Source organism: Legionella qingyii (genome assembly GCF_003990155.1).
GTDB lineage: Bacteria > Pseudomonadota > Gammaproteobacteria > Legionellales > Legionellaceae > Legionella > Legionella qingyii.
Genome location: NZ_RZGX01000004.1, coordinates 184,814 through 209,293, shown reverse-complemented (window position 1 = coordinate 209,293; position 24,480 = coordinate 184,814). Strand labels below are relative to the sequence as shown.

Genomic DNA, 24,480 nt, shown 5'->3' with positions numbered 1-24,480 from the left:
ACATAATATATTTTTTGGGCTTCGAATAGAAAATAGTGGCTGTAATTGGAGCGTTATTCAGGTACTATTGATAAAATCTAAATGTAGATGAAAAGGAGTAATTTAATGATTAATCATATTGTTGTATTACAATTTAAAGCAAATTTAACAGAGTCGAATATTTCTTCTGCGCTAAATCAGTTAGGTAATTTACAAGAAATAATTCCATCTATTAAAGACTTCACATTTGGAAAAAATTGTAGCCCCGAGCAATTAAATAAAGGATTTACTCATGCATTTGTCATGAAATTTGATGATTTAAATGGAAGAGATCTTTATTTAGAGCATCCGGAGCATAAAAGAATCGCTACAGAGGTATTAGTTCCTATGTTAGAAAATGGTTTGGAATCTGCTGTAGTTATTGATTATGAATACAAATAGCAAACCCGGCAACTGTATCTGGTTGTTTGCAACCAAAATACACTTGCTGCCCGAGCCTATTAATTTAAACCCCACTCAGCAACTGGAGTTTCTGAGTATTGATTTTTAATATACTGCTCAAGCAGGCCATTAAAATCATTTTTGTGTTTCGCAAGAAATTTATCTTGCCATATACTTCCATTTTGATTTCTCTCAAGCCTGGTTTTAATTATATCCAAATAAAAATGCGCCTCCAGGATGTCAACTCCCAAATCTTCAAGCCCTTTAAAAGCCAGAGGTAATAAGTTTTTTAAAAGGGTACTCGCCTTAATCTTGCCAGAATTCCAATTCAGTCTCGCTTCTAATCCGTAACGAGCTGATTCATAAAAATTTTTTAAGATAGATTCATGAGAAATTAAAGAGGTTAAGGAGGGCAGGTTATTAGCATAATAATTAGTTATACCATAAAAAAATGCGGCATTTGCTATCATATCCACTACAGTTGGGCCAGAAGATAATACACGGTGTTCTATTCTTAAATAGGGCTCATTCTGTCGATTAAAGTCCAAAATGGGTCTGTTCCAACGGAAAATACAACTATTTTGACATCTCACATGAAACATTTGATTAATAGGTTCTTTATACGCAGCAAGCGGCAAGAGATAAGGAAAATTACTTAGGTTATTTTTAAAAATGGAAAACAAAGTGTCTTGCAAATAATTAGGTTCAAGAAAAACGGTTTTTTGCAATGGAAATGGAAAAGTATAAAGTTGTTCAAAAATGCTGATTCTTGTTTCGCTCCATAAGTGTTTCCCACAAAAGTAAGGTGAATTACTACTAAGAGCCAATAAAGGGGCTGATAATATTTGAATTATATTAAAATAATGAGTTAATTGATGTTGAGGAACTTCTATATGAAGTTGCAAAGAACATATTAATCCTTCTATAGCTAAAGATTCTGGATATAAAAGAAGATTTTCTTTTTCCCCATTTATATGAATGGACAAAGGTTCTCCTTTTCGATATTTAGCTACAAACTCATTCATTAAAAGATAAATTTTTTGGGGTGTAATATATAAATGACTAAAAAGAGCTGGATCTGCTTGAGGTATAGAGCCGATGAGCGCCAAATGATGTTGGGAGTTACAGGCCATTTCACAACATTTATTCCATAGAGATAAAATACTTTGATGTAGAAAGGATAAAAAATTATCTTTTAAAGGAAAAACAGGAGTATTAATTTCTAATTGAGCAGTTCCTGCTTCTCTTACCAATTCTTTAAGTTTTTTCGTAAAAAAATGATTATGAGGTGATAATTGATACTCCTTATCTAAAATAAGAAACTCAATTTCAGCACCTCCATTGATGGATTCAGATTTAAAATAGTCTTTTGCAAACCATTCTTTTAAAAGTTGCGTTTCAGCAACTAAATTTTTTTTAAATAATTCGCAATCAATTTTATAATTTCCAATTTTTTTAATATGCATTGCTTGGTCCTTAAGTATTTAGACTAAAGTTTTTGTAATGAAATACTTAAATTCGACTCAACCATGAAGCAATGGTTCACTGGTATAATTTGCCATTTAAATCCATTAGTTGACAATTTTTCAGAAGCAATAATTACATAATTGTAAACCGTTTCTTTTGTTGCGCTTTTTGCAAGACTCTCACTTAATGAGAAATACATTGTTTCAGGTTTGGTTCGTGCAGAAGTACAATAACGAAAAGCGACGATACGTTTCCCATCAGTGATGCAAATATTAAAGTAGCTTACTGCTTTTTTATGATATTGTTTTACTAACTCATTAATTATTTGTAATGTTTTTAGTAAAATGTTGTGTATATCATGAGAGTTTTTTATTTTTAAATTTTTTGCTAATTGCAAAAATAAAGCAAAAATCAATTCTGAGTCGGTACTTCCTTTAATCCAGCTATAAATATCATCATCTAATAAATTACTAATTTGGCGTTTAATTTTTTTGAAGAAAGGAATAAATCCGTTATGCATAAATAGCCAGTTTTTATATATAAAAGGATGGCAATTAAAATGAGAAATACCCCCAGTACTTGCTGCGCGTATATGAGCAAAAAAAAGCTGAGCCCTGGTTTTTTTTGCTATATAGGAAAAATTGCGATCATTCCACGCAGGAAAAAGTGAAGTGAATAAAGCCGGTGTCTTATCAAAAGGAGTATACCATCCCAAGCCAAATCCATCTCCATTGGTAAGAGTACGTGATTCACGAGCCAAGAGGCTTTGCTTTATAAGCGAATTGTTAGGTTTAACTAATAGATTAGCTAATAAAATATCCTCTTTTCCTATGTAAGCTACGAATCGACACATGATTATTGTCCTTATCGAGGCTTAAAACGATTCATATCATTGTAATTTTAGGAAAGGAGAAATAAGATGTCCAAAATAATATTCAAAATAGTCGCTTTTTATTCATTTGTGACGGTTAGCAGGATGTGAACGATGTCTTCTATTTCTGAAACAATGTTCAAGCATTTTATTGCGATCGGTGCTTTATCAGCAATGGTTGCTACAATTTTAGGTGCCTTTGCTGCTCATGGTTTAAAGACACAATTAAGCGAATATCAGATGCATATTTTTCAAACAGGAGTTTTTTATCAATTTACTCATAGTTTAGCTTTATTATTCGTTGGGGGGATTCTTTTGCATATTAATAACCGGTTCATCCGAATTTCAGGATGGTTGTTTGTTATGGGAATTTTGCTCTTTTCAGGAAGCTTATACTTAATGAGTGTGTTGAACGTAAAAGTTATTGGAATTGTCACTCCAATTGGCGGCACATGCTTTATCCTTGGCTGGATTGTACTGGTTTTGGGAATATATAAAACAAATGCTTAAAATGATTGGTATTATGTGCGCGCAAATTTATAGTAATTTCAGTAAATTATCCTGTTTTTAGTTTCTTTTTAAAAAAGTTGTAGAATTTATCTATCGTATTATAAACATCAAGCGATTATTTTTATGAAATTAAACCATCAATTAAAAGTCATTCTAGCCAGTGCATCCCCAAGACGGTTACAAATATTGCAAGAGCACGGGTTGAATGCCGTGGCCATGCCTGCTGATATTGAAGAAATTTTACAACAAGATGAAGGGGCTAAGGACTATGTAACTCGGTTGGCTCAAGAAAAAGCTCACACTATTTTGGTACAGTCAGCAGTAGATACTGCGGATTTCATTTTGGCGGCAGACACTACAGTGGCTTATCAAAATCATATTTTAGAAAAACCCCGAGATTATGAAGACGCGTATAGAATGTTACGTATGCTTAGTGGCAAATCCCATGAAGTCTATACTGGTTATACTCTGATTTTTTTACCAGAACAAAAGTGGTGCATTAACTATGTAACAACGCATATTACTTTTCACAAACTTACAGAGCAGCAAATTCTAAATTATATTGATTCAGGAGATCCTTTCGATAAAGCTGGGGGGTATGGCATTCAGACAGTACGTGATACATTTGTTAAAGAAATAAAAGGTTCCTATTACAATGTTATGGGCTTACCCATTGAGGAAATTTTGGAAAAAATTTCTTTTGAGTATTCTAAGGAAGCTTGACCATTGGGCTCCACTACCTGAAGTCTATGCATCTTTTAAAGCTAATTTTTATAAATGCATAATGAATTGCTGTCTACTCCTTCTGTTGAACTTGCATTAACTAACAGAACAGGAATTGGTATGTTTAGAAGGAGGATTCTTCTTTTCTTCCAAATCAAAGCCGATGATTTATAAAGTCCAATATTATGTACATACATCTAATTAAGTCATATTGGATGCCTATAATCTTTACTTAACTTTTTCTTGTTATAATGACTCATTCATTTTTTAATCTGGAAAATCAACATGATTGAGTCGATGAAAAAAGTTCTTTTGAACAACAACAAGGAAGTTTTTAAGCAAAATATTGGATCATATAGCAAGGAACGTCTCAACGAGGTTGATGAGCAAGGCAATACGCTACTCCATATTGCGGTGGAGAACGGTTCTTTGTATTTCGTAAAACACTTACTTGCGCACGGTGCGGATATTTCTCTGAAAAACAGGGAAGGGAACAGTGCATTACACCTTGCAGTACAACAAGGCTATTTTAATATAGTCAATGAAATGCTTGGAATTTCACCAGCAGCAAAAGACAGAAAAAGAAAAGAAAAATGGATCGATAAAGATCGTAGCGTTAAAGTAGCAACACTTAAGGCTTCTCAGCGTGAAGCAATAACCCTGCTTAATGTGCCAAATAATAAAGGTGAAATACCGCTTGTTATTGCGGCCAATTTAAAAGATGACCTGATTTATAAAAAACTTCTGCTACTTGAATCTGCACCTGGCTATGCAAAAAGCCATATTGATCAAGCTTTGATCCGGCGGCAAAAACACATAGGCAGTTTGCAGAGTAAAAGTCTTTGGGCTGCATTGTTAGAAACGTTTTGCCCTTCTGCATCTCTAGCAGAATTAACTGAATCGTTTGCCTATACCGGATTATTGGCTGGAGCCAGTGCTGCGGTGGCTTCGGGCTTGAATATTGCGTTTGCCATTATTTCCATTATAGGATTTAGCATGATCATGTATGCTAATTATAAGAAAAATCAATCAGAAAGAAATGCTATTCGTGAATTGGAAGAATTACAAGCGGAACTGGCTTTTCTGCAGGGAATTAGAAAAAGAATAGCAAAACTTGCCTCTCAACAGTCGTTAACTTCTGAAGAAAAAAAAGAACTGGCGTTGATGAAGGAAGAATTAACCAAGACCATACAAAAACCTACACTTGTTAAAGGCGATGAAAAAAATGCGGCTGATTATGTAACGAGGAATGATAAAATACTTGTTGCATTAAGTTCTGCTGGTAGTTTTTTATGCACATACTCAGGAGCCTTGGGTATTATGGGGCTGGGCTTGGCAGTGGGCGCCGAAATTCTTGGTACCAGCTTGGCTGCCCTTATCATTTCTGCTGGTCCAATCGGCATCGGTGTTGCTTTAGGTGTAGGATTAATACTGGCCGGAGCCCTTGCTTATTATCATTATGAAACCAGAAAACAAGGCTATATGATTTTTGGGGAGCATAGAGCCTCTATTCATAAGTTGCAGTACAATATTTATAAAGAACAACAAGATCTAGTTCATGGCTCAGATATGGTTCTTGATGACATTAATCGTTTACTGGAGACACCCCAAAAACCCAAAGAATCAATGGGTGAAAAAAAAGTAGATCAGAAAAAAACAGCTCCCAAATATCTATCCAATAGATATACTCATGGCCATAAACCAGGAGAGATTTGTTCTATAGAAACTGAGCAACTCAGTAGTCATGGCCTCATGAAAACTAGGAGTTTACCTGAGCTTTACGCTTTGGGTGAACCTTCTGATTTAAGCAACAAAGTTTTATAGCTGGGTATAGGGCAATGCTCTTTAGCTTCTGGTTGGTTTTTACGAGATCAACCGTAGTATTTTAAAATCATTTTCTTAAATCATCTCCTATAATTAATGGTGTAACTCGCAATTAATTATTGAGGTAATAAATGCTTAGTCGCGATGAGAATGATTTGCCGATAACCCAATCAACTGGTGTTACTGTTACCAGGCAGGTAAAGAAATTAACTCAAGATCCTACGTATAAGAGCGCGGATTTTTTTGATAAATGTGCGCTAGAGCCAAATTTCACGGTCGATAATGAGCAGATCACGATTCAAGCATCAAAGGCACCTCCTCCTCTTGTCAAAGCCGATGATTTAAAAATCCCCGAATTTTTATTAAATGATTTAACTCCTGATGAAATAGCAAACATTGCTAATCAACTAATAAGTTTTGCTTATGATCCGTTAAACGTTGCACATCACCTTAAAGATTTAGATGAGGTGCTGGGAAAATCAATGGAAGAAAATCAAATTGTACCCTCACAACAAAATTCACTTCCTACTTATTTAATTGCAGGAAGAGGAAACTACATACCTGGAGCTCCTCCACCTGACTATCAACCTTTGAAAAAGGGAAGGATGCTGGATACGTTATTATTAGAACGCGAGGGTTTGCGTGATGTAAATAAAAATGGATTTATCGTTAAGTTTATTGGTTTTGTTAGTAGCATGATAGCGGATCGCATTGTTTCAAGCGGTCAACTTTTTAATGAAAATAAGCAAGTCAATCGTGTTCTTTTACATGGTTCTTATACTCATCGACTATTGCTTGAAGCATTTGCCCACGCGGTAGAAAAGGGCGATATTGATTTAAATATTAAATCAGAACAGAAGCTTAATTTTGTTCAATTGTTACATATTCTGGTTTCAGTTAAAGCAAACAATGGTCAAAGTCTTTGGGAAATGGGGTTAGACTCTGTAGAGGATTCTCAACATTCTTCCAATGCGCCATTAGATTCAAAGCAATTTAGTTTTAGTTGTCGCTCACCTTTTGTTTTCAATTCCCTGTTACTATGTTTTGGTAAGGAGCTTGGATTACCTCATCTTCAAACGTATATGCTGGACAGTCATTACAAAGCTGCATATGAAATGGTTTTACGCTCCAAAGTAAAGATGGCAAAGGCAGAAAAATTGCCTCATTATTCAGAGGTTGATATTTCGAATGAAAGAATATATGAACGTTGTATGGAGTATTTTTCTATAATGGCTGAAAGTTATGGAGAGGTGGGCGGTAACACTCCATTTACAGTCGATGAATTAGCAATGCTCTCTGATGAGCGCTATATATCTTTAATGTGGGGACCAAGTGTACTGCTGAAAATATCATCCCCACAAAAACCTGGTACTTATACAGGTTGGATGGAATTTTTTCAAAATAAGAGCGGTATAAAAGAGCCTATTTCAAATCAATCTAAAAAACATGGACGCTCCGAGGAAGATGGAGAAGAGCGATATGGTAAAAAAAGGTAATGAATATTGCGGGTATTAAGTTTGGGGCTAAGGTATCTATAGGATTATCTCCTCATGTCTCAACCCCATACATTACGCTCTGATGTTCAGTTTATTGTTTATTCAATTGATTAATTAATGATAATAATTTTTTATCTTCTTTAGTTAACATGTTATCTGAATAATCAGGATTAGGTTCATACCACCATTGCTTTTTGAAGTAGTTTTGCAAGTCGGGGGAGTTGAATCGCCGGCCGTATTGGGCATAAACCGTATTACGGAGAATCTGTAATTCTTTGGCACTTAATTTTGATAAAGAGTTAATGGGATTATCTGAATTTAACACGGGATAAATCATAGTGTGGCGAACATAACTTTTCGGGGTATATAAACAAAGTTGCAAATCAACTTTAGGTTGAAAATGAGACAAATTCCATACATATTTTCTGTCTTTGCCATTACCCATAATCTTTATGCCAGCAGGTTTAGGCCTAAGATATTCTGATTTGGGATCTACCTCGGAACATAAACGTGTGGGGGTGTTGGGAATGACCTCTAATTGGGTGTGGCCAATGGTATTATCATGCCATAGTGCCCCGGTTTTGAGTACATACGAAACCCAGTGAAAACCCATCACATCATAAGTTGCACCCGTTTCATAATCATGATGAATGGAAACGGTTGCTAACGCCGGGAACGTAGTGTCCCATACATAAGCATCATTATAGTATAAGCCTTTATCCTCATTAGGGGCGATTTTCTCTTTATGGGAAGCAACAGACGTATTATCAACTCGAACTTGGAAGTTATAAACCAGCGCTTTTCCTTCACTGGTTTTTTGGCCTTGGGGAAGGGCAATTGCACTCATTCCATTATTTACTGGAAAAGGGAAGCCCATAGCTACTTCGATTTTTTTGTTTAAAGTATTTTTAAATTGAAAATCACAGCTGTAGTGCCAGGAGCCATCCCATTCTGAAGTATTTAATTTCTTACCTGTTATTATTATAACTTCTTTAACCATCTTAATATCAGGCTGCGAAACAGGGATAGGTAACGATCCATTTCCTCCCAAGGCAGTGTCGTTGGCAAATAGGCTTTTAGAAAAGAACAGAATAAAAAATAGAGATAAACGTTTTGTTTTTTTGCTTGAATAGCGATTAAGTAAATTCATGTAATTTTCCCTGAACAAGAATAGAGTACTACTTTATTTTTTTATGTGCTTTATAGCAAGAATAAGTGAGGAACCTAATCTTAGTTTTTCTTGAAATGATGATAATTATGAATAGTCTAGATGTAGGTATTTATTTATCTTCTGTGCATGAGGCGCGCACTTCACGGGATTGGATATGCTATAAATTATAGAATTGGAGAGTTTCCTGATGATATTTATAATGAAGTTTTAACATGTTTCGGTGAAAAGGAGATCATTGATCTTACAATGGCAATTATTACTATCAATAGCTGGAATCGTATCGCAGTAAGCTTCCGTAAATTACCGAGCTAAAAAATGGTAGTGAAAGGGAGCAACTGTCTTGAGCGGTTGTTACTTCCCCATGATTCGAAGTTATCTCAAATAACGCCTTTTGATTTTAAAGAACAAAAGAATAAGAAATTTTATAGATTCTTATTTTTAAAGCAATAAAATAAAAAAATCACAAAGAAATAAATGAACAGTGGTTTAATAAATATATTAAATATCAAAATCATTTGTAAAAATAAACTGTTTGAATGCCATAACATCTGACTTAGTTTTAAGATATCAAGTGGTTGATAGGGTTTGATATATAACAGTAATGCAACGTGCTGAATGATAAAAAAACCAACTATTGTACAAAAAATAGCAATCGGGTGCCTAATCGAATAGAGGATATTAAACCATGGATGTTTTTTCATTGATTTTCCTTCGATTCACTGCCATCCAATTTCTGATGATTTTATTACTGAGATGTTGAAAAAAAATGATCCTCAAAAGAACGCAAGTAAAATAGTTAAAAAATCATCATACTAGTTTTTAAATTTAAAATTCAATGCCTGGCCTCATGTGGGTATTACCTATGTGTGTTAATATCTATCCTGCAAAAATAATTGTATTTCATGGAGAGGGTGTATTATGTTTTCACGAAGTTGGTCACCATTTAGTGCTTTATTTTCAGAAACCCGTTCTGAAACCAATAATGAAGAACAATCGAATTTCCTATATGAATTAAATGCTGATGAAAAGAAACAGCTAAGGAATTCAGAAGTTAAACCAAAAATTGTTGCCCTTTATGATGAAAATAATGGTTCAAAGAATGCTGACCTGGCAATTCAGCATTTTGAAAATGATGGATTAGACGTAATCAGGGTTTCTCCAGATGAAGGATTAAATCATCCTACATTTACAAGTAATTCTATTGACGGTATTTATTTGCCTGGTGGTTCAGATATCCCTGTTGACGATGATAATGATCCGCGTACGAAGTTTGAAGGCCAACTGACACGACTGGCACGCACTCAGGATATTCCTCTTATGGGGATATGTCGCGGTGAGCAAGCTATTGGGCATCATAATAGTTTGGAGGTAAAGGATTTGTCAGATTATGAGACGCATTATGCTGGTGAGAATAACGCGAGTAATCCAGATGTAAATAATACAGTTGTTGTTGAAAAAGGAAGTCAATTGTATGCCGTATTACAGAGTGAATTTAAGGATAAGGATGGGCCTATGGTGTATTCGGTTACCTGCCTTCATCATCAACATATACTGGATAATTCAAGTCATAGTGATGTACAAATAACAGGTCGTAATAAATTTGATAATACAATCGAAAGCATTGAAATAAAAACGGGGAAATATTATTCATTTGGTGTGCAACATCATCCAGAAGTACTTATACATTCTTTTGAGAGTGCAAGAGAAGAAAAAATTATCCAGGCGGAAAAAGAAGCTGAAGAAGGCCGATATACAGCGAATTATTTTGATCCCGAGATAGCTTTAGAAACAGAAATTACATTTGCTCAAAAACTAAGGAACGCTCGTTCAGAATCAATAGATGAAAGAGCTGCCAAGGCAGAGATGCGTTTTTTTACTAAGCAAGTTAAAAAACACTTTCTTGAACAAGAGTCGAAGCAAAAAGAAAAACAACCTGGTGATGGAGATTCAAGTGTATATCATACTCTCTGGATCTAAATCTCATTACTACCATATTCCTCTTATAAGCCAAGGAAGGCAAAGAGCGAACTGTAGCAGGCAACTCCACAGCACATCATCTATAACTATTCATGATATTTCTTTTTCCCAATCCTCTTTCCTCGAAAGGCATCATCACGCCACTTAAATGTCTTGCGCGAGGGGAAGACGCGATCGAGGCAAACTCAAAGCAATGGTTTACTGAAGCTACAAAAACGTAAGAGACCTTTCCTGGTAAATTTTACGAAAAAAATTTTCAAATTGATGCTGTTCAAATAATACCAATCCGTATTGAAGTAATCTGCACTCATTGCATAGTCTCGTAGATTCTTCCCATATAAATTGTTCCAGTGCATCAAGGAGGGCATCCATCTTGTTGGGAGTACTGCACAAAATGAGCAAATACCGAATTTATAAATATTTAATAAAAATAATATGCGCTAATAATAGTTACTTAATATTCAAGGAGTACAATCTGTATATTAGGCGAGCAAATATGATTTGTTGTCTAAATTATGAATTAAGGTACGCTATTATGTTTCAGAAATTTACAGAATATTTATCCAATCTTGGCTCCACAAAAAATACAAACAAAGAGAAGCCAAAATTCGAATACACTTTAAATAAGGATGAAAAAGAACAATTAAAGCATTCGGAAGAAAAGCCAAAAATTATCATACTTTATGATAGCGAGGGAGGTACAATCTATTGCGACCTTTTGATTGATTATCTAAAAGGTAAAGGATTTGATGTTATTCCAGTTACACCCCAGGAAGGATTAGGTCATCCCGCTTTTAACGGTAGGATAGATGGTATCTATTTACCAGGGGGGCCCAATGTTCCAGTACATGATGATAGTGATCCGCGTAAGAAATTTGAAGGAGAACTTACAAAATTAGCCGAGAGTCGAGATATCCCTCTTTTAGGTATATGTCGTGGACAACAAACAGTTGGACATTATCATGGTTATAAAGTAACTGACATACCCGAAGATGCTGAGCAGCATGAACTTCATTATGAGCATTTTGATACCGTTTATAAAGAAACCCAAGATGCTACCTTTAATAATAAAGTAGTCGTTGCAGAAGGAAGCCAATTGTATAATGCGTTACATTCTAAACTCAAACATAAAGATAAGAGTAATATAGAATATAATGTTACTTGTCTTCATCATCAACATGTAGAGGAGAATCAAGATAATAACAGTCTTCGAGTTACAGGACGTAATAAATTTGATGGATTAGTTGAAAGTGTTGAAAAAAAGACAGGGAAATATTACACCATCGGTTTCCAACATCATCCTGAAGCGGTCATAAGTATTTGTGGTGAGGTAAGAAAGATAAAACTAGATCAGATAGAAAGAGACTCATTGGAAGCACTAGCTGATGTGGATCCTGTTTCGGATCCAGATGAGCTATACCGTGTTCGACACCAATGCGAGAAAAAAGAGTCGGAGGTTCTGAACGAAACTTGGAATGAAAAAGCAGCAAAAGCTGAGATAGGCTTCTTTTCAAAACAAGTGAAACAACATTATCTTGATAAAGCTCCCAAAAAAGAAGAAACACAGGATACGAACGATAAATATTATCCTCCTTGTATATAATCTTAATTTATAGCATATTTCCCGCACCAAGGAAGGTTATCAGGGGCTCTCTGTCTCAAAATAGCTTCTCTCATACGCAGCCGAATCTAAAAATACCTAAACCAATGTTTTCTGATGCTTTGTCTGAATTTGAACGGCCTCAAAAGCTTTAGATACTGAGATCGATACCGCCAGTGAGCCCATATGCACTGTTTACTTGCGTTCCGAAGTAGTGTTGTATTAATGGGATATTAGCACCCAAATAAAAGGAAACATCCTTATGTATATTTACTCTTAAGCCCGGTAATATAAAAATACTATTTCCACCACTGTTTGGATCTGTTAGCCCTGCGATATGATCTTTTGCGGCGTATTCGCCATTAAGCTCTATAATTCCATCAATGTGTAATTTATCCTGTTCACTTTTATAAAGCTCTATAACAGTCGCAAAATTATAATCAAATAGTGAGCCTATGGTTGTCTGCTGTGTACCCTCGGTACTTTGAGTGTAAATTAAATTTGTACTTAAAGAAAAGTTGTTAAATTTTTTGGAAACAATAATTCCTGCAAATGGAGTCCAGGCACCACTCCCTGGTTGATCCGATGCGGAAAATAGTATTCCATAGTTATCTCTTGCTGTGGTTTTACCCGTTGGGGCATTAATTCCAGAAAGTATAGCCAGTGAGGTGGGATACTTATCCTCATCCAACAATCGCCACATAGAGAAGAAGTTGGTATCACCTATTCCAGAAGAACTTCCTAAATCAATAATGTTTCCAATATTTGTTTCTTCATTGAAATTAACAGCAGAGATAGAGGAGTTAAGCACATAAGGTAGGCTGGCGCCAATGGTTATATTTTTTTCAAGTCCATAAAATGCCAGAATATAATTCGCAAAGTTAGACTGTTGGCTTTCGGTTAAAGGATGCTGCAAAAGGGTGGTATCAGAAAGAGGGATACTGGGGTAATATTCTAGTCTTTGACTGATACCTATTTCACCTTTATCCAGGGTATCAGCGGTTGCGGTAGTTATTGGTGCGCCGATCCCGGTAGAGTAACTAATCGATTTTTGAGGAAAACTAACTGCATATAGTTTTAAAGAAATGCAGCAGTATAAACCTATTACCCGCTTTAAAGTTTTTTTCATTTCATGAATAGTGTTTAAAGTTTTATTCTAACTTAGAATGTTGATTATGCCCAATAACCAGTTAAAGATAATAAGTAACCAATACTCAGATTGGCATAATAAAAGCGAAGCAAATGTAGCGCTGTATTAGTGCGAGAGCTGGGTTTAAGGACTGTAAATGGACTATGAGGACTTTTAAATCGCAAAATGAGTGACTAATAATAAACATTATTATATTATCGCCTTTTTTTTGCGGTGAGAAAAAAATGCCATCAAGTCAATTAGCAGTTTTATGTCAACACATTGAAAATCAAGATACCGACCATTTTGGAAAATTTTATATGTATGTCAGTTTGCTAAATACTCTGACAGCAAGAAATAAGTCATTTGCTGATGGATTACCTCAATATTCAGGGACTTTTTTCGGGGGAAAGAAAGCGCTAAACATTGGGGAAATACCCGCTGAGTTTACGAAACAATTAAATATTTATGCTCAAGAATTTATTAATTTACAGCCTCACTGGTCTAAATCACTGCATAATCTTGTTATGGCCTATATACGTAAGGGGAAGGTTTCTGACCTAATCTATATTATTGATCAAATGCTCAGTCATCTTGCGTCAATACACGGAAAGCAAAGTCATAATAATAAAATTTATGATGATATTAACTTTGCCAAAAATAAGGAAAATTTAACTGGATTCATTAAGGAAATTTCAGCCTTTAACCAGCAATTATTATCCATTACTGATAATAGTTGTAATGCGGCATTATCTTTATTGGCAGTTACTACAGGGTTAGTATTGGTTTTTACTATTGCACCTCTGATTATTAGTTTGCCACTTGTCTTGGGTGGATTGTATGGTGTCTATCATTTTGCAGCAGCAGCAATGGCACAAATAGAATCATTAGAACTTCAAATGCAGCAAATAAGTCAAAAAATGGAAAATCTACCACAAGATAGAAGTTTATTTGGTAATGTTAATCACAATGCCTTTTATACCGCGGTAATTAAACCGTTACCCTATGCAGCAATTACAGCGGCTGAGCAATTTATGGTTGATGAGTCTCAACAGGAACAATTAAAAGGCTATCGACAGGGGCTGGATTTGGCGTTTAACTCAGCTATGTTCTGATGAATCCAAGTTTTATCAGAGCATGCTGTTGCCTGCTCTGATAAATATGAAATAGATTACAACTAAACTATAATGATACATTGGATAGAATGTTCCGTATGTTCTGGAGTAATTTTTGTTTTCCCTTGCCACCGCAGTTTCTCCTTAGTAAGTATTGAAAATAAATCAAAACTATAAATGTTAAGTTCATAATTACCAGAGTAATACTTAATGAAAAATCTAAAAGATTTTTCGAAATGCAGCTACAGAGGAGAGTTGTATGGGTATACCACTTGAATCGCCACTTTATATACGCTGTGCATATATTTTATTGTTTGAATTAGGTATGATTACTCTATCAAGAAAATGAATTTATGAGTCAATTATGAAAAAATTAGTTTTTATTATGGCATTATGCTCGTTGAATGCATTTGCAGTTAATTCAGTAAATCCAAATAATAATAATTGTGACAGCATACAAGATCCTGCAGAGCGAAAGGATTGTTTTAATATTGAAAAGAAGAATGAAGCGGAAGAAAATTTTAAAAACTTTCAAGAAAATCTTCCTGATTCTTATCAAGATGATTTCTAATAAGCTAAATTACATGAATACAGGTAATGCATTAAATTGAATGGTTTATAAATCGATTTGGATTTAAGGCATTACCTACAATAAATATTCCATTTTCCCAATGTCATTAAATTTAAATGAAGACGCAAAATTTCAATTCTGATATGCATAATCCAACTTTATTTTGTTTAAAAAACTTAAGTTAATTTCTGATTGTTATGAGTTAAATTCTTAATTTTTATCAATGGTTCAAATAATTTATTTCTCAAAGAAACACTAACAAATGATTAATTTATAAACTATATATACATATAGAAGTCATTGTTATGGGTTCAAGGAGAAAATAATGAAAGTAATCGTTACATCTTCAGCATTGCTCATGTCTTTAAGTTTGGTTGGTTGCAATACAATGGATCAGGCCAGCCAATACAGCAATTCAACTGTAGGTGCCGGAGTAAAATATGGTGCTAATGTGGTAGGTACCGGGGTGGGTTTTATAGCCGATACTGGTGCTGCTGTAGGTAATGGGGTTGGTAAGGTTGTTGATACAGGCGTTGGCGTTGTAACCGAACATAAAGTTTCTTATCACAAGGCAAAACCACAATATGTTTATTACAATGGCCATCGTTATATGTTACAAAATGGTCGTTATATTCTTGTACACTAACTTTAAAAGGCTCTTCATTAAGAAGAGCCTATATAAATCTCATTGTCGAAATTTTCAAAAGCTGTGCTATCGAGTAAGAATTATTGCTATAGTTTTCTATGAATCAATACTGCATTGGTTTTATTTGATTATAAGATAGTACAAGTCCATGGATTCGTAGGTTCCTCTTTTAGTTGTACTTTCTTATTTCCTTGAGCATACATGCCATACGGATTAGGCTCTATTGGTGTTTTGGAACTTGATTTGCCTGCTAAATTTCCAAGCTGTACGCCATCTAGATATTTTTGAAACACCTGAAAGTTAGGTCCATTCTCAATATTTATTATTGGGAATACAATATGTTGAAAGTGCTGTGCCCTTTTTTCAATTTCCTCACGATATATACTGGCAATTATCTCTGGATTATTCTTAAAACTTCCACATCCCCAGGCTCCCATGATTGCTTCAGTCTTTCCTTTCAGAATTAAGGTATCAAGTTGGGCGCCGATACGACGACTTAGGTCTTTAACATATTCTCTTACAGTATTTTCATCCTTAAAGTCAATTTTTCTATCAACAAGCTCAGGAGCAGCTGATCTGAATTCATAGAAAGGAAATATTCTGTTTTTAGGAAGGAAGATATAACTCAATGTACTGTCCGCTATAAATTGTTTTCTTGATGTGAGTTCTTCAGAACTTGTTGGAATCAAAATTTCAGGTCCACGGAAGCAAATTTGAGGCTCATCATTCATAAAAATTTTATAGGCTTCAGGTACTTGTATTCCTCGTCGTATGCTTAATGATTCCAGTTCCTCTGGGCTCATTTTTTCTTGCGCACTTAACAGTTTTCTGGTTTGTTCATCATAAAGAAAACATTTTCGCGTTTCATCGTAATAAATGCCCTTGGAGAGTAATGAGCGGACACAAGATGAACGATGCCACATATTTTCTTCCTGAGCATCTCCTCCTTCTAGAGCTGCCCCCCCTGGAAATAAAGAATTGGCCATATTGAGAACAGGATATATTTTTCCATACTTTCTAGTTACTTCAAGAGCGACATCTCCAAAGTCTTGGCAAACCACTTCAACCTTATGAGGTGGCTCTACTTTTTCCTTTGCCCATAATCTTAAATTTTCAGACGCATGTGACTTTAACTCATCATATAACCTGGGATTTGTAACATGTTCTATTGTTTTTCCCATGCTTTTATAACGCCAACTATTTCCAGATAAAACACCTAATAGATAACCTGGTTTGTTGTAATAATGAACATCCTTTATTTTCGATAAATGAAGTGGATTAGGAAGGCGGCTTAATTCTCTATATGCTCTCATAAATAACTCCCTTAGTATTAGCCTCATTTGGATATTTGTAAGAAAGGTCCTGTCATATAACTGATGTGAATTCATCAACAATGATCCATAATTTTCATCATTGTTCTTTTTATGTTGTCGTTGTTATCTCACATATTGTCCTATTTGGTCAATAAAAATCTTTTGTTGAATTTAATGCCATAAAGTAAAAAAAGTGATTTTTCATCAGAAGTGATAATTGTAAAGAATAGATTCTTAATTTATATGCGCCATTTTATTTGCTGACTAAAAAAAATACAAATAAATGAGTGCTCGATCTACAAATACTTTAAATTAGCGAGTTAAATTTTTCGCCTCTGCTGACAATTGCTTCATTAGTCTACGTTCCGCTTTATGCCCTAATCCAGTAAAGGCCGTATTAAAAATAGGTACATAAATGTCAACAGACTCTAGCTTTTTTTTGTCCAATTCCCTAAAAATATGAAATTTTGAACTAATATATAAACAACTACGATATGATACTTTGTGCGTCTCGAGTTGGGTTGATGTTTTAATTTGACAATAAGAGATGCTTATTTAAAAGGAAATTATTTTGAAAAAAGTTCATGTCTGCTTTCAGCTTGTACTATTCTTGTTGCCTTTTATCTTTTGTGAAAGAGGGTGGTGTGCTCAAAGATTACCACTTTTAAGTGATTATATGCGAATAAAGACCGTCGGTGAGCCAGATTTGTCGTCAGATGGGAAATGGATAGTCTACACAGTAGAAGAAAATGTTAGCAAAACAAGCGCAATTCGAAATATCTGGATAGTATCCTACGATGGCAAGATCTCAAAACAACTCACCAATGATAAGAAAGCCAGTAATTATTTACCTAAATGGAGCCCTAATGGTCAATGGATAGCTTTTTTATCTGATAGTGATGACAGTCTTAGATTATTAAATAGACAAAATGGAAAAACTATCAGATTGACTAATAATCAGTATGAAGTTAGTGATTTTACTTGGGCCCCAGATTCCCAAAGTATCGCTTTTATTGCCAGTAAAACCAAGGACAAAGCTTCTAAAAATAAACCCATTATCATTACAAGATATCTTTTTAAAAAAGATATCCAGGGTTATCTTTACGAAAAAAGAACGCATCTTTATCGTATAGCACTGCAAAGTAAACACATTGAATTATTAACACCAGGCCCTTATGATGAATGGGCTCCAGCTTGGTCACCGAATGGAGATTATATAGCGTTTATCTCTAAAAGAGGGGCAGAACCGGATAGGAGTTATAATTCAGATGTGTATGTCATAAGCAACAAATCTGGAAGTAAGGCAATACAATTAACTGGTTTCCCCGGAGCTGGCATGGATCCTGATTGGGAATCTTCTCCCTCATGGAGCCCTGATAATTCTCAAATAGCCTATTTAAGCTTTAACAATAAGTCACCTATCTATGCACCCACGCAATTAGCAGTTGTTAGATTAGACAATCATCAAGAACGGATTGTCGTTTCTTTAGATCGTTGGTTTACAAAGCCTGAATGGTCTGAGGATGGTAAAAAAATATATGCTCTGATTGAAACAAGTAGAAATACCCATCTGAGCGAGATTGATGTACGTACCGGTGATGTCAAAGCATTAACTAAAGGGGAGCAAGTTGATAGCGAATTTTCAATAGCGCAACAGCATATAGTAGTTGTTTCTTCTGATGATCAACATCCATCAGAACTCTTTGCAGTCGAAGATACTTTGAGGCCCTTAACCCATCATAATCAAAAACTTTTAGATGAGGTACTATTTCGTCCTGTAGAAGATATTGAGTTTAAAAGCGCTGATGGAACACTGATTGAAGGTTTATTGCTCAAACCTGCAAATTACAAATCTGGAACACAATATCCCGCTCTTTTAAATTTACATGGCGGGCCCGTTTATCAATTCAGTCATGAATTTAATTTTGATTGGCAGTGGCTTGCTGCGCAGGGTTATACCATTATAGCCCCCAATCCACGAGGAAGTTCCGGAAAGGGGTTTGATTTTTCCAATGCAATTAACGCAGACTGGGGGAATCTCGATGTAAAAGATGTTCTTGCTTCTGTAGATTATGCAATTAAAAAAGGTATTGTCGACCCCAATAAATTGGCTGTGGGAGGCTGGAGCTATGGCGGCATGCTTACTGATTATGTTATTGCGAGCACTCAACGTTTTAAGGCAGCTGTTAGCGGTGCTGGAACCGGCAACATCTTGGGCAACTATGGTGTGGATCAATATACTTTAGATTATGAGTCTGAATTAGGAAAACCCTGGTTAAATGCTCAAATTTATATGAAATTGAGTTACCCATTACTGCAGGCGAATAAAATTAAAACACCAACTTTGTTTATGTGCGCTAGTTTGGATTTTAATATGCCATGTATTGGCTCGGAACAATTATATCAAGCCTTAAGATCACAAAATATACCCACAGAATTGATCATATATCCTGAACAATACCATACTCTTGATAGACCAGATTTTCAAATGGATCGTTTGCAACGATTTAAAAATTGGATGGATTTTTATCTTAAAATAAACAATTAATTCAATAATGTGTGCAAATATATGACAAAAAAGAAAGTTAAAATTTCTTATTATTTCAAGCATTGAAATTAGCCAAAATGATAGCTAATAGACTATAAATATCTATAGGGCTTCAATTTGCTTCTATAGAGTTTTTATGGATAAAGAACAATGTAATATCCTTTATGTTGATGACGAAGTGCATAATCTTACCGCATTTGTCGCAACATTTCGCCGTCACTTCAATGTGTTTACTGCTACTTCAGGACGCGAAGGTATGGATATTATGCGCCATAATAATATTCAAATTGTTATTACTGACCAAAGAATGCCTGAAATGACGGGAGTACAATTTTTAGAATCCATTATTCCAGAATATCCCAATACAATTCGTATGATTTTAACTGGATTTACGGATGTTGAGGCGATTATAAAGGCTATCAATACGGGACGAGTTTTTCGTTATATTACCAAGCCATGGGATCCTGTTGATTTAAAGATCAATATTGATACAGGTTTGAAGATGTTAAATCTTGAAAAAGAGCGCTTGTCTTTGATTGAAAAACTGAACCAAGAAGTATTATATCAAAAACGAATCATGGAGTTGTTTCAAAAATACGTGCCTAAAAATATAGTCGATGAAATTTTAAATGCTCATGGAGAAGAATCTCTGATTGGTGAATACCGTATTATTTCGGCGATGTTTGCAGACATGCGCCAATTTACTTCCATATCAGATAAGTTAGGCCCGGTTAAATCTGTGGAACTACTAAATGCTTATTTTGAGTTAATGACTCAAAAAATTCGAGAGCACCATGGCAGCGTTAATAAATTAATTGGCGATGGAATCTTGGCTTTATTCGGTGCACCAGTTTCGCACATCGATAATCAATTAAATGCTGTATTTGCAGGATTAGCAATGATCGATGCATTGAATGAATTTAATGAAAAATACTATGACGCAATTGGCTTTGAAATCGCTATAGGAATTGGCATTAATACCGGAGAGGTAATTGCTGGCAATATAGGTACTAGTGAACATATGGAATATACAGTAATTGGCGACACGGTAAATACTGCATCACGAATAGAAGAGCTAACCAAAAATACACCCAATACTTTATTAATTAGTGAAAGTACATATAAACCTATTGCTAATGAAATTCTGGTTGAAGAGATAGAACCCCAAGTAATTCGAGGTAAAGAAGAAAAAATCAAGTTATATAGGGTACTTGGAAAGAAAACATGAGCTTTGACACTTTAAAAACGTGGCAATTCTGGTACCAGAATATAGTTATCGTTTTACTTTACACAATCTCTGGGATTGTAAGTAATATTTGGATTGTTCCCAATACATTAGTGACGCCACTTTGGCTTCCATCCGGTGCAGCATTGGCTATGGTGCTATGGTATGGGAATAATATTTTTTTGGGGATAATAATTTCTGAAGTAATCCTAACTGCAACACTAGGTAACCTGATGTCTTGGCAAAATTGGATTGCCTCTACAATGGTAGGGGCTGGAGCGGGACTACAAGCAATATGGGCTGCTCGATTTATTCAACATTACACTCATACCAAAATACCTTTCTATACAGTCAGAGATGTTTTAATTTTTACCTTTGGAGGAGATTTTTTGTTGTCTCTTACCAGTTGCACTCTTGGTGTTATTTCGCTGGTTTTATTTGACTTAATTAAACCCGAGCTAATTATTACCAATTGGTTTATTTGGTGGTTAGGTGATGTTGTAGGTATTATCGTTATAACTCCCCTTATTATGACTTGGTATCATAGTAAACTTACCTTTAACTGGAAGTCACTTCTTGAATATACGATCTTAATCGCTTTATTAATCTGTACTATTGTTATGATCTATATGTTGCATTATCCTTTAGCTTATATTTTGCTTCCTTTTTGTGTATGGTCTGCTGTACGTTTTAGTGTTCGATTGGCACTAATTACGGCTTTTATAATTTCGATTTCTGTGCTCTGGCTTGAGATCCATGGCTATCAAGAGTTTAGATTTGTCGGTATTCCAACCAGCTTGGTATTTTTACAGGCATTTGTTGCCGTCATTTTTTTTACTACCTTAATCTTGTCCGCAGTAATAACCGAACGAAAAAAAGCACAAGAAGAATTACTGCAAGCAAATATCAAACTGGAATCCCGAGTGGAACAACGTACGCGGGATCTGAATAAAAAGAACATTCAACTTAATAAAGCATTAGAAACTTTAAAGCAGGCAGAGGCTCAATTAATTCAAGCAGAGAAAATGTCTTCATTAGGAGTATTAACCGCAGGGATTGCTCATGAAATCAACAATCCGGTTAATTTTATATCGGCCAATATCGGTCCATTAAAAAATGACATTGATGATATTATGCAACTATTAAAAAAATACGAAGAAATTACCCCTGAAACACCAATAAAAAATAAATTACTCGAAATTTCAAAATACAGCGAAGCTATCGATTTGGCTTGCACCCTGCAAGAAACCCATAATTTACTTGATGGCATTGAAGAGGGGGCAAGACGCACCGCAAATATTGTAAAGGATTTACGCACTTTTTCGCGGCTTGATGAGGGAGCGCTGAAACATGCTAATATTCACGAGAATATCGACTCCACCTTAACTTTATTACACAATCAATTTCGCGATCGAATTATTATTAATAAAAACTATGGTGATATTCCTGAAATAGAATGTTATCCAGGAAAAATCAATCAAGTATTTATGAATATCCTCACCAACGCAGCACATGCAATTCCTGAACACGGGGAAATTACTATTACAACCACTAAGGAACAAGATCACATTTTAATTAGTATTCGTGATACAGGCACAGGAATGACTAAAGAAACAATAAATAAGATTTTCGAACCTTTTTATACTACGAAACCAGTTGGAAAAGGAACCGGTTTAGGTTTATCTATTTCTTACAGTATTATTCACGAACACCATGGAACCATTTCAATTAAGAGTGTTTTAGGAAAAGGAAGTGAATTTATCATCACTCTACCCATTAAATATGTCAGTAACTGAATGAGTGGTCATGATTATAGTCTGGAGGTTGCGAAGCGGAACCCAAAGCGACTCTCAACGGGCTCCACTTCTTTTTAGCTTGGCTAAAATTTTTGTAGCCCGCTACCATTATTGACCGTTACATATTAGCCATTGTTAAAACAAAGTTTGGAATATTGGGTGAGCCTATGCCAACTCCATCGTTCCAAAATTGGCCTTCTGGCTCAAGGGTAAGTGATGAATCCCATCCAAAAGTTTTGTTCTTAATGGTAAATGCAGAGGCTGGGGCAGGGGTACCTTGAATTGTGGTAGATGGCGGTGGTGTTGCTCCACTAATAATAAGTGCTGGTGGAATAATAAGATTAATTGCTCTGTTGGCGAGCAAAACATCATTCATTTGATACAAATAAGGCGCTGCCTGGCCTATAGGTGTCCCTTTATTCAGTAAACTGCGTGCTTGATTTACTAAGACTAAAGTTGCCGAAAATAAAGGGCAAGCTAAGCTGGTGCCGCCATCCTTAATTTGTGTTCCATCAGCAATAATCAGTAATCCAGTTTGTGGATCACCAAGCATCGCAATATCAGGTAATGCACGACGATTTCCAAAATTACTAATAACACCATAACCACCAGCAGTGAAATTTTTAATGGAGCTCTGCCAAGCAACTGGACCATAAAATTGGCTAATGCCTCCACCAGTACCTCCACCATAGGCATAGGTGCCTTGAGACGCTTTAACCGAACCCCAGACAGTTTCAAATGCATAACGGTAATTTACATCTACAAATAAGGCAGTTGCTCCGACAGCAGTAGCATAAGCCGAGCTGGCAGGGTAATTAACTTTTGGTGCTGAAGGCCAAGTTCCAGTACATTTTTTTTGAGTACTGTACGTAAAATCGCCACAATCGCCAGAAGAAAAATTAACACTGATTCCAGCAGCAGCAGCTAATTTCAAAGTTTGTTCAAGTGAAGTATCTAAAACCTCTTCGTTCCCCCAGCTGTTAGAAATAACGTACGCATTAGAAAAACCAGCAATGGTATTTTTATTCTGAATCAACGTATGAATCACATCAGTTAATATGCTCTTTTGATCTTTACCTAGTACCAAAACTGTATTATCTCCAGGTGCTATTGTATGAGATGATTCAATATCCAGAAGGATTTCATGACTCGAAGATGAGGCATTCGGGCATGTTGTGAAGGGAGTGCCATCAGGATTAATTATTGCAAAATTCTTTGATGGTCCTGAAGTCACAAAGGGTTTTATCTTGTTTGCTTTAAAATATTGATTTGCATCCCTCAAAATTTGCTCTGGCCTATTAGTTCCACACGCATCGACAATAACTAAAGTTTGTCCTGTTCCATCGAGATGTGTACCATTAATACGAGGAATGTTGTTTAGATTATAAGTCTTTTGTAAATGCTCACCTGTGAAACCTTGCAATGAAATATCTGTAGGAATTGCAAAAGGAGTAAAAGTATTCCAGATAAAATTTAAATCATGAACCTCTTCAGAATTGTTTGTAACAGTTTCTATGTTCGAGTGAAATTGAGGAATAGTGCTAAGCCCGGTAATTTCGGCAATATATTGGGCAATTTCCTGATTTAATTTAGGCTTGCTTGCATTGGCATGAGCGATTTTGTTTTGATATCGATAATTATTGATTTGAACGTGAAGGGTTTGTTCAATTTGCGCCACTGTTCCAGTTATATGAATACTATGATTAACAATGCTTGCCTGCATTCCTTGAGAAGAAAAAAACTGTTGCACGGCTTCTTCCGCTTCTTTCTTTGGTGCAAATTCTTGTTCATAAAGGGAGGACGTTAAAAATTGATGATATCGAGAACTATTTGGATCATAAATATCTTGAACAAGCTTATCTAATTCGGTTTGATTACGTATTTTTAACCGCGCTATAAATGAAATTTTTATATTAGGCTCCATAGGTCGAATCAGGGTGGCCTCATTGAGTAAGTTTAGCCCCGGACTAGGCAAGCTCGATAAGTCACTTGCTTGCTTTGCATAGGAAGTTGTAGTCACAAAACTAAATGACAATAAAAGAAATACTACTTTTTTAAGTTTCAACATGAATTATCTC

At 35.3% G+C, this 24,480-nt stretch carries 19 protein-coding genes; 13 read left to right on the top strand and 6 right to left on the bottom strand.

What is annotated here, in order from left to right; translation table 11 throughout:
• The first annotated feature begins 105 nt into the window (after positions 1-105).
• Positions 106-420, top strand: coding sequence for a Dabb family protein (locus tag ELY20_RS04465; RefSeq protein ID WP_158618860.1), 315 nt, complete (start codon positions 106-108; stop codon positions 418-420).
• Between the two features lie 59 nt (positions 421-479).
• On the opposite strand, the gene ELY20_RS04460 is transcribed toward ELY20_RS04465, so the two are convergent.
• Both ELY20_RS04460 and ELY20_RS04455 read right to left on the bottom strand, forming a co-directional pair.
• Positions 480-1,886, bottom strand: a complete 1,407-nt coding sequence (locus ELY20_RS04460; protein ID WP_110141392.1) for a glutamate-cysteine ligase family protein — start codon at positions 1,884-1,886, stop codon at positions 480-482.
• A 23-nt stretch (positions 1,887-1,909) separates the two neighbouring features.
• Positions 1,910-2,740: a class II glutamine amidotransferase gene (locus ELY20_RS04455; protein ID WP_110141393.1), complete on the bottom strand. Its 831-nt coding sequence runs from the start codon at positions 2,738-2,740 to the stop codon at positions 1,910-1,912.
• Positions 2,741-2,872: 132 nt separating this feature from the next.
• Between ELY20_RS04455 and ELY20_RS04450 the strand changes: the two genes are divergently transcribed.
• The 4 genes from ELY20_RS04450 to ELY20_RS04435 all read left to right on the top strand — a co-directional run bounded on the left by ELY20_RS04450 (position 2,873) and on the right by ELY20_RS04435 (position 7,311).
• Positions 2,873-3,268: a DUF423 domain-containing protein gene (locus ELY20_RS04450; protein WP_233590488.1), complete on the top strand. Its 396-nt coding sequence runs from the start codon at positions 2,873-2,875 to the stop codon at positions 3,266-3,268.
• A 123-nt stretch (positions 3,269-3,391) separates the two neighbouring features.
• The gene (locus tag ELY20_RS04445; RefSeq protein WP_110141394.1) at positions 3,392-3,991 is read left to right on the top strand and encodes a Maf family protein; all 600 of its coding nucleotides are present in this window, start codon (positions 3,392-3,394) and stop codon (positions 3,989-3,991) included.
• Between the two features lie 285 nt (positions 3,992-4,276).
• Positions 4,277-5,815 carry an ankyrin repeat domain-containing protein gene (locus tag ELY20_RS04440; protein ID WP_110141395.1) on the top strand — a complete coding sequence of 513 codons (1,539 nt, stop codon included), beginning with the start codon at positions 4,277-4,279 and terminating at the stop codon, positions 5,813-5,815.
• A gap of 131 nt (positions 5,816-5,946) precedes the next feature.
• On the top strand, positions 5,947-7,311 hold the full coding sequence (locus ELY20_RS04435; protein ID WP_110141396.1) for a hypothetical protein: 1,365 nt from the start codon (positions 5,947-5,949) through the stop codon (positions 7,309-7,311).
• Between the two features lie 91 nt (positions 7,312-7,402).
• On the opposite strand, the gene ELY20_RS04430 is transcribed toward ELY20_RS04435, so the two are convergent.
• The gene (locus tag ELY20_RS04430) at positions 7,403-8,461 is read right to left on the bottom strand and encodes a YARHG domain-containing protein (RefSeq protein WP_110141397.1); all 1,059 of its coding nucleotides are present in this window, start codon (positions 8,459-8,461) and stop codon (positions 7,403-7,405) included.
• Between the two features lie 939 nt (positions 8,462-9,400).
• Here ELY20_RS04430 and ELY20_RS04415 point away from each other — a divergent pair.
• Both ELY20_RS04415 and ELY20_RS04410 read left to right on the top strand, forming a co-directional pair.
• Positions 9,401-10,459 carry a gamma-glutamyl-gamma-aminobutyrate hydrolase family protein gene (locus ELY20_RS04415; RefSeq protein ID WP_110141400.1) on the top strand — a complete coding sequence of 353 codons (1,059 nt, stop codon included), beginning with the start codon at positions 9,401-9,403 and terminating at the stop codon, positions 10,457-10,459.
• Positions 10,460-10,994: 535 nt separating this feature from the next.
• On the top strand, positions 10,995-12,062 hold the full coding sequence (locus ELY20_RS04410; RefSeq protein WP_110141401.1) for a gamma-glutamyl-gamma-aminobutyrate hydrolase family protein: 1,068 nt from the start codon (positions 10,995-10,997) through the stop codon (positions 12,060-12,062).
• Positions 12,063-12,210: 148 nt separating this feature from the next.
• Here ELY20_RS04410 and ELY20_RS04405 read toward each other — a convergent pair whose 3' ends face one another.
• A complete protein-coding gene (locus ELY20_RS04405; protein ID WP_110141402.1) occupies positions 12,211-13,188 on the bottom strand; it encodes a transporter in 978 nt (325 codons plus the stop codon).
• Positions 13,189-13,433: 245 nt separating this feature from the next.
• On the opposite strand from ELY20_RS04405, the gene ELY20_RS04400 reads away from it, so the two are divergent.
• The 3 genes from ELY20_RS04400 (at position 13,434) to ELY20_RS04390 (ending at position 15,520) form a co-directional block, all read left to right on the top strand.
• Complete coding sequence (locus tag ELY20_RS04400; RefSeq protein WP_110141403.1) at positions 13,434-14,303, top strand: hypothetical protein; 870 nt, start codon at positions 13,434-13,436, stop codon at positions 14,301-14,303.
• A gap of 364 nt (positions 14,304-14,667) precedes the next feature.
• Positions 14,668-14,874, top strand: a complete 207-nt coding sequence (locus ELY20_RS04395; RefSeq protein ID WP_110141404.1) for a hypothetical protein — start codon at positions 14,668-14,670, stop codon at positions 14,872-14,874.
• 325 nt (positions 14,875-15,199) lie between these two features.
• Positions 15,200-15,520 (top strand): hypothetical protein, encoded by a 321-nt coding sequence (locus ELY20_RS04390; RefSeq protein ID WP_110141405.1) that lies wholly within the window; start codon positions 15,200-15,202, stop codon positions 15,518-15,520.
• 128 nt (positions 15,521-15,648) lie between these two features.
• On the opposite strand, the gene ELY20_RS04385 is transcribed toward ELY20_RS04390, so the two are convergent.
• The gene (locus tag ELY20_RS04385; RefSeq protein ID WP_110141406.1) at positions 15,649-16,833 is read right to left on the bottom strand and encodes a poly(ADP-ribose) glycohydrolase domain-containing protein; all 1,185 of its coding nucleotides are present in this window, start codon (positions 16,831-16,833) and stop codon (positions 15,649-15,651) included.
• Between the two features lie 676 nt (positions 16,834-17,509).
• On the opposite strand from ELY20_RS04385, the gene ELY20_RS04380 reads away from it, so the two are divergent.
• The 3 genes from ELY20_RS04380 (at position 17,510) to ELY20_RS04370 (ending at position 22,402) form a co-directional block, all read left to right on the top strand.
• Positions 17,510-19,381 carry a S9 family peptidase gene (locus ELY20_RS04380; RefSeq protein ID WP_199739182.1) on the top strand — a complete coding sequence of 624 codons (1,872 nt, stop codon included), beginning with the start codon at positions 17,510-17,512 and terminating at the stop codon, positions 19,379-19,381.
• A 136-nt stretch (positions 19,382-19,517) separates the two neighbouring features.
• Entirely contained in the window at positions 19,518-20,609 is a 1,092-nt protein-coding gene (locus ELY20_RS04375) for an adenylate/guanylate cyclase domain-containing protein (RefSeq protein WP_110141408.1), read from the top strand.
• Complete coding sequence (locus tag ELY20_RS04370; protein ID WP_110141409.1) at positions 20,606-22,402, top strand: MASE1 domain-containing protein; 1,797 nt, start codon at positions 20,606-20,608, stop codon at positions 22,400-22,402. Before ELY20_RS04375 ends, ELY20_RS04370 begins: the two co-directional genes overlap by 4 nt.
• A 118-nt stretch (positions 22,403-22,520) precedes the next feature.
• On the opposite strand, the gene ELY20_RS04365 is transcribed toward ELY20_RS04370, so the two are convergent.
• Complete coding sequence (locus ELY20_RS04365; RefSeq protein WP_110141410.1) at positions 22,521-24,470, bottom strand: S53 family peptidase; 1,950 nt, start codon at positions 24,468-24,470, stop codon at positions 22,521-22,523.
• Positions 24,471-24,480: the final 10 nt, after the last annotated feature.

Excerpts from the sequence above, each read along its gene's own strand:
- ELY20_RS04385 (WP_110141406.1), bottom strand. The coding sequence starts at position 16,833 with ATGAGAGCATATAGAGAATTAAGCCGCCTTCCTAATCCACTTCATTTA.
- ELY20_RS04455 (WP_110141393.1), bottom strand. The coding sequence starts at position 2,740 with ATGTGTCGATTCGTAGCTTACATAGGAAAAGAGGATATTTTATTAGCT.
- ELY20_RS04380 (WP_199739182.1), top strand. The coding sequence starts at position 17,510 with ATGCGAATAAAGACCGTCGGTGAGCCAGATTTGTCGTCAGATGGGAAA.
- ELY20_RS04410 (WP_110141401.1), top strand. The coding sequence starts at position 10,995 with ATGTTTCAGAAATTTACAGAATATTTATCCAATCTTGGCTCCACAAAA.
- ELY20_RS04365 (WP_110141410.1), bottom strand. The coding sequence starts at position 24,470 with ATGTTGAAACTTAAAAAAGTAGTATTTCTTTTATTGTCATTTAGTTTT.
- ELY20_RS04445 (WP_110141394.1), top strand. The coding sequence starts at position 3,392 with ATGAAATTAAACCATCAATTAAAAGTCATTCTAGCCAGTGCATCCCCA.
- ELY20_RS04405 (WP_110141402.1), bottom strand. The coding sequence starts at position 13,188 with ATGAAAAAAACTTTAAAGCGGGTAATAGGTTTATACTGCTGCATTTCT.
- ELY20_RS04435 (WP_110141396.1), top strand. The coding sequence starts at position 5,947 with ATGCTTAGTCGCGATGAGAATGATTTGCCGATAACCCAATCAACTGGT.
- ELY20_RS04400 (WP_110141403.1), top strand. The coding sequence starts at position 13,434 with ATGCCATCAAGTCAATTAGCAGTTTTATGTCAACACATTGAAAATCAA.
- ELY20_RS04430 (WP_110141397.1), bottom strand. The coding sequence starts at position 8,461 with ATGAATTTACTTAATCGCTATTCAAGCAAAAAAACAAAACGTTTATCT.
- ELY20_RS04460 (WP_110141392.1), bottom strand. The coding sequence starts at position 1,886 with ATGCATATTAAAAAAATTGGAAATTATAAAATTGATTGCGAATTATTT.
- ELY20_RS04450 (WP_233590488.1), top strand. The coding sequence starts at position 2,873 with ATGTCTTCTATTTCTGAAACAATGTTCAAGCATTTTATTGCGATCGGT.
- ELY20_RS04375 (WP_110141408.1), top strand. The coding sequence starts at position 19,518 with ATGGATAAAGAACAATGTAATATCCTTTATGTTGATGACGAAGTGCAT.
- ELY20_RS04465 (WP_158618860.1), top strand. The coding sequence starts at position 106 with ATGATTAATCATATTGTTGTATTACAATTTAAAGCAAATTTAACAGAG.
- ELY20_RS04440 (WP_110141395.1), top strand. The coding sequence starts at position 4,277 with ATGATTGAGTCGATGAAAAAAGTTCTTTTGAACAACAACAAGGAAGTT.
- ELY20_RS04415 (WP_110141400.1), top strand. The coding sequence starts at position 9,401 with ATGTTTTCACGAAGTTGGTCACCATTTAGTGCTTTATTTTCAGAAACC.
- ELY20_RS04395 (WP_110141404.1), top strand. The coding sequence starts at position 14,668 with ATGAAAAAATTAGTTTTTATTATGGCATTATGCTCGTTGAATGCATTT.
- ELY20_RS04390 (WP_110141405.1), top strand. The coding sequence starts at position 15,200 with ATGAAAGTAATCGTTACATCTTCAGCATTGCTCATGTCTTTAAGTTTG.
- ELY20_RS04370 (WP_110141409.1), top strand. The coding sequence starts at position 20,606 with ATGAGCTTTGACACTTTAAAAACGTGGCAATTCTGGTACCAGAATATA.